The organism is Paracoccus pacificus, from assembly GCF_042680785.1.
In the GTDB taxonomy this organism is placed as follows: Bacteria; Pseudomonadota; Alphaproteobacteria; order Rhodobacterales; family Rhodobacteraceae; genus Paracoccus; species Paracoccus pacificus.
The window spans coordinates 62462-73238 of record NZ_JBHUEN010000053.1 but is presented as its reverse complement, the minus strand read 5'-3'; the positions used below and the strand labels follow the sequence as shown (position 1 = coordinate 73238).

The window sequence follows — 10777 nt, the reverse complement described above, 5'->3', positions numbered from 1 at the left end:
CTCAGCCCAGAAAGAAGCCGGCGTTGTTCTGAAGCGCGCGTTGCAGGATGATGACGATGATAAAGACCACCAGCGGCGCCAGATCCAGCCCGCCGGTATTCGGAAGGATCGCGCGGATCGGGCCATAGATCGGCTCGAGCAGACGGCTCAGCCCTTGCCAAAGCTGGGCGACGATCGGCTGGCGCGGGTTCAGAACACCAAAGCCGAGTAGCCAGGACAGCAGGATATGCGCGATCATCACGAACCACACCACGTCCAAGATTAGCATCAGCGCCTGGTACAGCGTCGTCATTCGATCCTCGCTCGCTTGCTGGTCCGGCAATTCACGTAAGGCAGCGGGGGCCCGGTTGCAACCGCCCTTGACCGGCCTTCGCGCAAAGGTGTCGCGGCGTTTCGATTGACGCGCAGCGGACCACGGCTTACCCGCTGGTCAAAAAGGGGGATCCCGCGTGTATCCTGTCGTCCGTTTCGTCAAGGAGCTGTGGAAGTTCCGCAATGCGCCCGCCATCCCGATGACGGGCACCCATGTCTCGACCCATATCTGCTGGCCGTGGGACATCGACCCGTGGATCGAGCTGAACAACGGCCGCACCCTGACGCTTTACGATCTTGGCCGCATTCCGATGGCGCGGCGAACCGGCCTGATCGGCCATTTGCGCAAGAACCGCTGGGGCATCACCGTCGCGGGCAATACCGTGCGCTATCGCCACCGCGTGCGCCTGTTCGACCGCTTCGTGATGCTGTCGCGGGTCATCGGCTGGGACGAGCGGTTCTTTTATATGGAGCAAAGCATGTGGCGTAAGGGCAAATGCACCTCGCAGATGCTGCTGCGTTCGGCGGTGACCTCGGCCGATGGCATCGTTCCGCCGGCCGAACTGCTAAGGGTCATCGGACAGGAACACGACAGCCCCGCCCTGCCCGATTGGGTCGCGGCCTGGATCAAGGCCGACGCCCTGCGGCCATGGCCGCCCCTGAACGCGCCGCCCGAAGACGCCTAGGCGGGTTGCCAGAGCGGCCGGTTTTCGGCCTTATGCAATCGACATGAGGGATAACCAGAGCCATGGCTGATATGACGACCGGCGGGCAACGGCGCAGAATCTGGGGCTGGTGGCTGTTCGACTGGGCCAGCCAACCCTATGCGACCTTGCTGCTGACGTTCATTTTCTCGACCTATTTCAGCGAGATCGCGCGCATTCATTATGTCTCGCAGGGGCTTGACGTGATGCAGGCCAAGGCCAATGCGCAATCGCTTTGGGGTCTGGGTCTGACCATATCGGGCGTCATCGTGGCGGTGCTTGCGCCGGTGCTGGGCGCGATCGCCGACAACACCGGGCGGCGGCTGATCTGGATCTGGCTGTTCTCGGCGCTGTATGTGATCGGCGCGGCCGGGCTGTGGTGGCTGGCACCCCAGTCGCCCGACCTGATCCTGACCATCACCATGTTCGGCATCGGGCTGATCGGGATGGAGTTTGCGACCATCTTCACCAACGCGATGCTGCCCTCGCTTGGCCCCGAGCAAGAGATCGGCCGCATTTCCGGCAATGGTTTCGCGCTTGGCTATGTCGGCGGCGCCGTCGCGCTTTTGATCATGGTCGGGTTTTTCGCCGAAAGCGGCACGTCGGGAAAGACCCTGCTGGGTTTCGATCCGCTGTTCGGGCTGAACCCCGAGACGCGCGAGGGCACGCGCTTTGTCGGCCCGTTCACCGCCATCTGGTATGTCGTGTTCATGATCCCGTTCTTCCTGTGGGTGCGCGAGCCCGCCGCGACCGGCAAGCGGCTGCGGATCGGGGCGGCGATGACAAATCTGGTGCGGCTGATCGCCAGCCTGCGCCACCGGACCAGCCTTGCCGCCTGGCTGGCAAGCTCGATGCTGCTGCGTGACGCGCTGAACGGCATGTATGCATTCGGCGGCATATATGGCGCCGGCGTGCTTGGCTGGACGGTGGTCGATGTCGGGCGCTTTGGTCTGGTCAGCGTGGTCGCGGCCGCCGTGGTCAGTTGGCTGGGTGGCCACGCCGACCGCCGCTGGGGACCCAAGCCGGTGATCATCGCCTGCGCGCTGGCGTTGCTGGTGGTCTGCGTCATCCTGATCGGCATGGGCCGGGAGAGCATTTTCGGCATCGCGGTCGCCCAAGGCTCGCGCCTGCCCGATCAAATATTCTATGTCTGCGGCTGTATCATCGGCGGCGCGGGGGGTGCGATGCAGGCGGCGGGGCGCACCATGATGGCGCGCCACACCGTGCCCGATCGCGCGACCGAAGCGTTCGGCCTTTACGCGCTTTCCGGCAAGGCGACCACCTTCCTCGCGCCGATGCTTATCACGCTTGCGACCACGTTAAGCGGGTCCCAGCGCGTCGGCATTTCTCCGCTGATCGTGATATTCCTTTTCGGGCTGTGGCTGCTACTCTGGGTCCAACCAAAAGGAGATGAGGGGCAGTGATGGGCAAGATCGTTTCTTGGGCGCTTGCCGCCGGGCTGGCGCTGATTTGCGGGGTTCCCGCGACGGCCGACCCGCTTGCAAAGGACGTCTTCGGCGCAGCGCGCGGCCCCACCGCCGGACCGGCGCAGGCGATCGGATTTTACAGCAAGGGCTGTGCGAGCGGGCTGGTGGCGATGCCCGAATCCGGCCCCACATGGCAGGTGATGCGCCTGTCGCGGAACCGCTTTTACGGCACCCCCGATCTGGTCGGCCTGTTGCAGGGGCTGTCGCAGGTGGCCGCCCAGGTCGGCTGGCGCGGGCTTTATTTCGGCGACATGAGCCAGCCGCGCGGTGGCCCCATGGTCACCGGCCATGCCAGCCATCAGCTTGGGCTGGATGCCGATATCTGGATGCTGCCGCCGCCCAGCCTGCAACTGTCGCAGGGCGAACGCGAGAAAATCTCGTCGCAATCCGTGGTCGCCGGCAACGGCACCCAACCCAGCGCGCTGTGGTCGGGGGCGCATATGGCGATCATCCGCGCCGCCGCCCGCGACCCGCGGGTGCAGCGCATCTTCGTCGATCCGGTGGCGAAATGGTCGATGTGCCAGTCCGAGCGCGGCGACCGCAGCTATCTGCGCAAGATTCAGGTCCTGAACGGGCATGACTATCATTTCCACGTCCGGCTGCGCTGCCCCGCCGGCAGTCCCGGCTGCACCGGTCAGGCCGAAGTGCCGCCCGGCGATCATTGCGATGCGGCGGCGCAGGCGATACAGGAGCGGATCAACCCGCCGAAACCCGCGCCCGGGCCCCAGCCCGCGACCCGTCACCCCCGTTCCTACCGATTGAGTGAGCTTCCTTCTGTATGTCGAAACGTAGCTGCCGCGCGCTGATCGCGGGGCTTTGCACGGCGCTGGCGGCGGGGATGCCGATTCCCGCCATCTCAGCCAGCGCCGAATATATTGGCACCTATATCTGGCAAGAGGATGACGCCGATTTCGGCGGCTTCTCGGGGCTGGAGATCAGCGATGACGGCACGGAACTGACCGTCCTGTCGGATCGCGCCACGCTGCGCTGGGGGACCATCACCCGCAATGCCGACGGCAGGATCGAGGCGGTCAAGACCACGGGCGGCTCCAGACTGCGCGACAGCAAGGGCAAAGTCCTGAAGCCCGGTCAGCTCGGCGATAGCGAGGGGCTGGCGATCGACGCGAACGGCCGGATCTACGTGTCTTACGAGGGGCTGCACCGGGTGGTCGCCTATGACAGGCCGGACGGGCCCGCGATCCTGCTGAACTCGCCCGATGCATTCAAATCGTTCGAGCCGAACAAGGGGCTTGAATCGCTGGCCGTTTCCCCGGAGGGGACGATTTACACGATGCCCGAGCGTTCCAAGGCCGAGGACCAGCCGTTTCCGGTCTGGCGGCTGCGGGACGGCGAATGGGACCAGCCGTTCCAGATTCCGCGCCGTGGTCCGTGGTTGCCGGTCGGCTCGGATTTCGGCCCCGACGGACGGTTCTATCTGCTGGAACGCGACTTCTGGGGGGTTCTGGGCTTTCGGTCGCGGGTGCGCAGCTTCGCGCTTGGCGAGGACGGTTTCACCGATGAGCAAGAGCTGTTGGTCGCGGGACCGATGCGGTTCGACAATCTGGAAGGCATCGCGGTCTGGCAGGATGACAAAGGCGTGCGGCTGACCATGATCTCAGACGACAATTTCCTGTTCGTGCAGCGCACCGAACTGGTCGAATACCGGGTCGTCCCCTGACTGCACGTTGACCACGGCCTGAACGCGGGTCCCGCCGGCGGCCCGTGATCTCGGCATTGACAGGCGGTGCGGGCGGGGCTATCCGCCCCCCTGTCCGCGCTGGCGGGCCGAGTTCTTCCGCAACCTTGTAAAACGGAAATCATAATGACCCGCTTTCTGCCCGGCATCATCGCCATGGCCATCGTCGTCGTGGCCTCGAACATCCTTGTCCAGTTCCGTTTTGGCGAATCGCTGACCTGGGGGGCCTTCACCTACCCGTTCGCCTTTCTGGTGACCGACATCGTCAACCGCGTCCACGGCCCAGCGGCAGCACGACGGGTCGTGGTCGCCGGTTTCGTGGTCGGGCTGATCTGTTCGGCCATCGCCGCCCGGGTGGATGCGACGACGACGCGCATCGCCGTCGCCTCGGGACTGGCGTTCCTGTTGGCGCAGTTTCTGGACATCGGCGTCTTCAACCGGCTGCGCGACCGGCTGGGCTGGTGGAAAGCGCCGCTGTTCGGAACCATCGCCGGATCGGTGCTGGACACGCTCACGTTCTTTTCGGTCGCATTCGCCAGCGCCTTCAGCTTCATCAACCCGGCCGAGGATGTGGCCTGGGCGAACGAGGCGGTGCCGCTGCTGGGCTGGGGTCCTTTGGTGCCGGTATGGCTGTCGCTTGGCGCCGCTGACTTTCTGGTGAAGCTGGCCATCGGCATACTGGCGCTGGTGCCGTTTCGCATCATCGTACGCAACATGTTGGATCGCCGCGCCACGCGGATCGCAGAAATGCGTTGACAGGATTCAAAACTGTGGCACGCTTTTGGTAACGGCAACCAGAGCGAAAGGAGGTGGTCCAGTGTCGAGAGTGATATTGGAGAGAGGTGACGGGACAGTCAGGGGGGCCGTGGCCTAAGGGCAGACCCAAGGGTTGAGAGCCCTGACTGGGACGGTAGGCACCAACCCTAACCGAACCATCTCCGAAGATCTCGCGGGCCGTCTGATCCGGGCGGCCCGTTTCCGTTTTTGGCGCCGCCGTCAAAAACCCCCGGGACAGGGCACGTCATCTTTCGCCGGAAAGGTTGAACCCATGCGCCACATCATCGCCGTTCTGATGCTGTTTTCCGCGCCGATCGCGGCTTTGGCGCAGGATGTGGAACTGGAGCTGGTGCTTCTGACCGATGCCTCGGGTTCGATCGACGCCATCGAGCTGGAGTTGCAGCGACGCGGCTATGCCAACGCGATGACCTCGCCCGAGGTGCTGGCGGCAATCGCCGACACGGCCGGCGGCGTTGCCGTCACCTATGTCGAATTCGCCGATACGACCGATGTGATCGTGCCGTGGATGGTGATCGGTGGCGCGACGGACGCCCGGCGCTTTGCCGACGCGCTGATGGGCGCGCCGCGCGAATCGATCGGCGGCAACGCTATCGGCGCGGCGCTGTTGTACAGTCTGGATCTTATCGAGAAAAACGACTTCAACGGCTGGCGCAAGGTGATTGATTTCTCAAGCGACAGCCTTTGGAACGGCAGCGGACCGCCGATCGCGTCAGCGCGGCAGGCGGTGCTGGACGCCGGCATCACCATCAACGGTCTGCCGGTTCTGTGCCTTGATTGCAGCGGAAGGCCGACCGGCCCGAATCTGGAACAGGAATATCTGGACCGGCTGATCGGCGGCTCGGGCGCGTTCATGGTCACGGCGGACGGCGACGAAAGTTTCGAGACTGCGGTGCGCCGCAAGATGGTGCTGGAAATCGCCGGCACGCCGGTCCCCGCGGACCCACGGCGGCGCGTGGCAATGGACTGAGCGCGACGCACGCTCAGCCGGGCGGCTCACCGCGGCGGTTCAGTCAGTCACCGGGCGTGTGGCTTTTGGTCTATACGGACGATCCGCGCGGGGGCCACGGCGCAGGCAGCGGGCTCTGCCAACCGGCTTGCCGTCCGGGCGAGGCTTACGCCGTCACCGGCCGGGCGTACCGCGCAGCGCCCTCAGATCCGCTCGATGGCCAGTGCGATCCCCTGCCCGCCGCCGATGCACATGGTGACCAGCGCGCGTTGGCCGCCGGTACGTTCCAGTTCGGCCAGCGCCTTGACGGTAATGATGGCCCCGGTCGCGCCCACCGGATGGCCAAGCGCGATGGCGCCACCGTTCGGGTTCACGCGGTCCGCGTCGAAGCCAAGCGCGCGCGACACGGCAAGCGCCTGCGCGGCGAACGCCTCATTCGATTCGATCACGTCGAAATCGCCGACACCAAGCCCGGTTTTCTCCAGCAATTTGCGCACCGCCGGCACCGGGCCGATGCCCATGACCTGCGGCGGCACGCCGGCCACCGCCCAGCCGATGATGCGCGCGCGGGGCGTCAGACCGGCGGTCCGGGCGGCATCGGCTCGGGCCAGAACCAGCGCGGCCGCACCATCGTTGATGCCGCTCGCGTTGCCGGCGGTGACGGTGCCGTCTTTCTGGAATACGGTTTTCAGACCGGCCAGAGCCTCGGGGCTGGTCTGTTTCGGATGTTCATCGGTGTCGAACGACACCACGCCCTTGCGGGTCTTGACCTCGATGGGCACGATCTGGTCGCGGAACCGCCCCTCGGCGATGGCGGCGGCGGCGCGGTTCTGGCTTTCCAGCGCGAAAGCATCCTGATCCTGACGCGAGATGCCATGTTCAGCGGCGACGTTTTCCGCCGTCACGCCCATATGCCCGGTGCCCATCGGGCAGGTCAGCGCCCCGGTCATCATGTCCAGCGCCTTGGTATCGCCCATTTTCTGCCCCCAACGCGCGGTCAACAGGCCGTAGGGGGCGCGGCTCATCGATTCGGCGCCGCCGGCAACGGCGAACTCGGCCTCGCCCAGGGTCAGCGCCTGCGCCGCCGAAACGATCGCCTGCACGCCCGAGCCGCACAGGCGGTTGACGTTCATCGCCGGGGTGGTGTCGGGAATAGCGGCATCCAGCATCGCGACCCGGGACAGATACATATCGCGGGGTTCGGTGTTGATGACATGGCCGAAAACCACCGTGCCGATCCGGTCGGGCGCCACTCCCGCACGTTCCAGCGCCGCGCGTGTCACCGTCGCGGCAAGCTCGGTCGGGGGTATTGCGGCGAGTGACCCGCCAAAGCCGCCAATCGCGGTACGCGCCCCGGACAGAATGACGATATCGGACATGTTAATCCCCCCCTAATGGACCACGGAAAGCCTAGCCTTGGCGGGGGCGATGTCAAATTTTCAGTTGCCGAAAAGCGGCACCGATGAAATCGCCATCTTCGCCGAACCCTCGGTCACCTCATTCGCGTGCGCCAGATAGATCAGCGTCTGGTTCGCCTCATCATAAATCCGCGTCACCCGCAGCGACTTGAAGATCAGCGAGCGCGATTCCGAAAACACCTCTTCACCCTCGGGTCCCCGCGCGATGTCGCCCAGCACGACCTTGCCGGTGCGGCTGCATTCGATAGCGCTGTTCGAGGGGTCCTCGAACCAGTTGCCGTTCTTCAGCCGGTCAAAGGTCGACCGTTCGAAATAGGCCAGATGGCAGGTGACGCCCTGCACCTTGGGGTCGGGCACCGCCTCGACGATGATGTCGTTGCCGACCCAATCGACACCGACCCGCCCGACCTCTTCGGCTGCCGCAGGGGCCAAGCCCGACAGGACAAGCCCCGCCATCACGATCGCCGTTTTCATCTCAGCCCCCCGCTTGCCATGTGCGTACCCAGTCCATCGGATGGACCAGCATCAGTATGTTCAACGCCAAACCGTCGCGAATGATCCACATGGTCAGCAATTCCGCCCCGATCACGATGGCGACGCTGGCCCAGACCGGCAAAACCCGCGCCAGACCGAAGCCGATCACCATCATCACCATGTCCGAGACCGAGTTGACGACCGAATCGCCATAATAGTGCAGCGAGATCGTGACCGCGCGATACCGCTCGATGATCGCATCGCTGTTCTCGGTCAGCTCCCATGCCGCTTCGATCAGCGTCGCGATGACCAGCCGCCAGCTGATGGGGATACGCCGCGCCACCAGCCACAGCGCGGCATAGAACAGAATTCCGTGCAGGATATGAGAGGGCGAATACCAGTCGATGAGATGCTGCGAATTCTCGCTGCTCATGGTCTCGCCGTACCACAGCTTGACGGATCCGCATGTGCAGATCGGCACCCGGCCCATGGCCAGAAGGATGACCGCCGCGCCCAGGATGATCACCCCTGTCAGCAGCCAGGGCAGGCGCGTCGATCTCACTGCGCGATCCCGGGGCGCAACGGCTGGCGGCCGCCACCCTCGACCAGCAGCGACGCGCCGTCATCATCCAGCACGATCGCCGACAACGGACCGCCATAGGCTGCCCCGCTGTCGATGTTCAGCCGGTTGCCGTAATGGGTCGCGTGGTCCAGCGCGGTATGGCCGTGCACCACCAGAACGCCGTGATCGCGGGTGTTTTCCAGCCAGCCCTGCCGTATCCAGACCAGATCCTGCTCGGCCTGGTCCTGAATATCGACGCCGGGCCGGATCCCGGCATGCACGAACAGCCCGTGCGGGTCCAGATACCAGTTCGGCAGGCTTTTCAGCCATTTGACATGGTGCGTGGGCACTTTGGCCCGGGCCTCGGCAATAATCGCGTCCTTCGGCTGATCGGGATCGATGCCATAGCTGCGCAAGGTCGCCGCCGCGCCCAGCCCGGTATGATCCAGCCAGTGCCGCCCGGACGCCAGCCCGGAGTCTATCCATTCGGGATTGGTGATGAGCCGGGGCAGGAACCTGTCGTGATTGCCTTTCACGACGATCCAGTCGCGCCCGGCGCGCTGGCCCTCGATCAGGTAATCGACGACGCCCCGGCTGTCCGGTCCGCGATCCAGAAGATCGCCTATATGAACGATGCGGGGATTATCCGTGCCCGCATCGGCCGTGATGCGGGCATGGGCCGATCTCAGCAGGTCCAGCTGGCCGTGGATATCGCCGATGGCATAGACCTGCGCCATCGTGATCAGCCGATCTCGAAGTGCAGCGGGCGCACCTGCAGGAACTTGCCGGTCCGGCGCAGCGCGTCCAGCACCTCGGTCCGGGGCGGCTCGTCCAGATAAAGGATCGCGATCGCATCCTCGCCCGAGCGGGTGCGGCCAAGGGTAAAGTTCGCGATGTTGACCCCAAGATCGCCCAGCGTCGTCCCCAGCGCACCGATCACACCCGGCACGTCCTTGTTCCGGGTGTAAAGCATATGCTCGCCGATTTCGGCGTCAACATTGATCCCGCGGATCTGGATGAAGCGGGGCTTGCCGTCGCTGAACACCGTCCCGGCGATCGAGCGTTCACGCTCGGCCGTCACCACGGTGACCTTGATGTAACCATCGAAAGCGCCCGATTTTTCCTGATGCGTGGTGGCGACCTGCACGCCGCGTTCGCGCGCCATGACCGGGGCCGAGACCATGTTCACATCCGGGTTCGTGGCCTTCATCACCCCCGCGATCACCGCCGCATTCAGCGCGTTCAGGTTCATCTCGGCGACCGAGCCGTCGTAAAGCACGTTGATCGCCTTGATCGGCTGATCGGTCATCTGCCCGACGAAGGCGCCCAGATGACCCGCAAGCCGCAGCCACGGCCCCATGACGGCGGCTTCCTCGGCGGTGACGCTGGGCATGTTCAGCGCGTTCTGCACTGCCCCGGTCAGCAGATAGTCCGACATCTGTTCGGCGACCTGAAGGGCCACGTTTTCCTGCGCTTCGGTGGTCGAGGCGCCCAGATGCGGCGTCACCACCACATTCGGCAGGTTGAACAAGGGGCTCGCCGTGGCCGGCTCCTCGGCAAAGACATCGAAGGCCGCACCGGCGACGCGGCCGTCCCGCAGCGCCTCGGCCAGCGCCGCCTCATCCACCAGTCCGCCACGGGCGCAGTTGATGATGCGCACGCCGGGCTTCAGCTTGGCAATCGCGTCGCGCGACAGGATATCGCGGGTCTTGTCGGTCAGCGGCACGTGGAAGGTGATGAAATCCGACTTCGCCCACAGGTCATCCAGTTCGACCTTGGTCACCCCAAGTTCCTTGGCGCGCTCCTCGGACAGGAAGGGATCATAGGCCAGCACCTTCATATGCAGCCCAAGCGCTCGGTTGATGACGATGGACCCGATGTTGCCCGCGCCGACCACCCCCAGCGTCTTGTTGAACAGCTCAACCCCCATGAAGCGGTTCTTCTCCCACTTGCCCGCATGGGTCGAGCTGCTGGCCTCGGGCAATTGCCGGGCGACGGCGAACATCATGGCGATGGCATGCTCGGCCGTGGTGACCGAATTGCCGAAGGGCGTGTTCATGACGATCACGCCCTTTTTGCTCGCGGCCGGAATATCGACATTGTCGACCCCGATCCCGGCGCGGCCGATCACCTTCAGATTGACCGCCTTCTCCAGCAGCTTTTCGGTCACCTTGGTGGCCGAACGGATCGCCAACCCGTCGTACTGCCCGATCACCTCGGCCAGCTTTTCCTTGTCCTTGCCCAGATCGGGCAGATAATCCACCTCGACGCCGCGATCGCGAAAGATCTGGACGGCGGTTTCGCTCAGCTTGTCGGAAACAAGTACCTTCGGCATGTCATATGTCCTTTGACAGGATGCGGGCAGGCAGCCACGCAAATT

At 64.8% G+C, this 10777-nt stretch carries 12 protein-coding genes; 6 read left to right on the top strand and 6 right to left on the bottom strand.

The genetic code is table 11. From position 1 onward, the window contains the following. Position 1: 1 nt before the first annotated feature. On the bottom strand, positions 2–292 hold the full coding sequence (locus tag ACFSCT_RS18535; protein ID WP_379145260.1) for a YggT family protein: 291 nt from the start codon (positions 290–292) through the stop codon (positions 2–4). A gap of 157 nt (positions 293–449) precedes the next feature. Here ACFSCT_RS18535 and ACFSCT_RS18530 point away from each other — a divergent pair, with 157 nt between their 5' ends. From ACFSCT_RS18530 to ACFSCT_RS18505, 6 genes are all read left to right on the top strand, one after another. Further along, a complete protein-coding gene (locus ACFSCT_RS18530; protein ID WP_379145258.1) occupies positions 450–998 on the top strand; it encodes an acyl-CoA thioesterase in 549 nt (182 codons plus the stop codon). Between the two features lie 71 nt (positions 999–1069). After that, positions 1070–2440, top strand: a complete 1371-nt coding sequence (locus ACFSCT_RS18525) for an MFS transporter (RefSeq protein WP_379145587.1) — start codon at positions 1070–1072, stop codon at positions 2438–2440. Beyond that, complete coding sequence (gene mepA / locus ACFSCT_RS18520) at positions 2440–3309, top strand: penicillin-insensitive murein endopeptidase (protein WP_379145256.1); 870 nt, start codon at positions 2440–2442, stop codon at positions 3307–3309. Before ACFSCT_RS18525 ends, mepA begins: the two co-directional genes overlap by 1 nt. Next, entirely contained in the window at positions 3282–4181 is a 900-nt protein-coding gene (locus ACFSCT_RS18515; protein WP_379145254.1) for an esterase-like activity of phytase family protein, read from the top strand. Before mepA ends, ACFSCT_RS18515 begins: the two co-directional genes overlap by 28 nt. Positions 4182–4325: 144 nt before the next feature. Beyond that, the gene (locus ACFSCT_RS18510; RefSeq protein WP_379145252.1) at positions 4326–4955 is read left to right on the top strand and encodes a VUT family protein; all 630 of its coding nucleotides are present in this window, start codon (positions 4326–4328) and stop codon (positions 4953–4955) included. Positions 4956–5247: 292 nt separating this feature from the next. Then, positions 5248–5964 (top strand): DUF1194 domain-containing protein, encoded by a 717-nt coding sequence (locus tag ACFSCT_RS18505; protein ID WP_379145250.1) that lies wholly within the window; start codon positions 5248–5250, stop codon positions 5962–5964. A 182-nt stretch (positions 5965–6146) separates the two neighbouring features. Here ACFSCT_RS18505 and ACFSCT_RS18500 read toward each other — a convergent pair whose 3' ends face one another. Genes ACFSCT_RS18500 through serA form a run of 5 tightly spaced genes read right to left on the bottom strand, consistent with a single transcriptional unit; the run spans position 6147 to position 10732 of the window. Continuing rightward, on the bottom strand, positions 6147–7322 hold the full coding sequence (locus ACFSCT_RS18500) for an acetyl-CoA C-acyltransferase family protein (protein WP_379145249.1): 1176 nt from the start codon (positions 7320–7322) through the stop codon (positions 6147–6149). Between the two features lie 60 nt (positions 7323–7382). Beyond that, positions 7383–7835 (bottom strand): CreA family protein, encoded by a 453-nt coding sequence (locus tag ACFSCT_RS18495; RefSeq protein WP_379145247.1) that lies wholly within the window; start codon positions 7833–7835, stop codon positions 7383–7385. A 1-nt stretch (position 7836) separates the two neighbouring features. Further along, positions 7837–8397: a DUF2585 domain-containing protein gene (locus tag ACFSCT_RS18490; RefSeq protein ID WP_379145245.1), complete on the bottom strand. Its 561-nt coding sequence runs from the start codon at positions 8395–8397 to the stop codon at positions 7837–7839. Then, complete coding sequence (locus ACFSCT_RS18485) at positions 8394–9134, bottom strand: metallophosphoesterase (protein WP_379145242.1); 741 nt, start codon at positions 9132–9134, stop codon at positions 8394–8396. Before ACFSCT_RS18485 ends, ACFSCT_RS18490 begins: the two co-directional genes overlap by 4 nt. Positions 9135–9139: 5 nt before the next feature. Then, positions 9140–10732, bottom strand: a complete 1593-nt coding sequence (gene serA / locus ACFSCT_RS18480; protein ID WP_379145241.1) for a phosphoglycerate dehydrogenase — start codon at positions 10730–10732, stop codon at positions 9140–9142. Positions 10733–10777 lie beyond the last annotated feature (45 nt).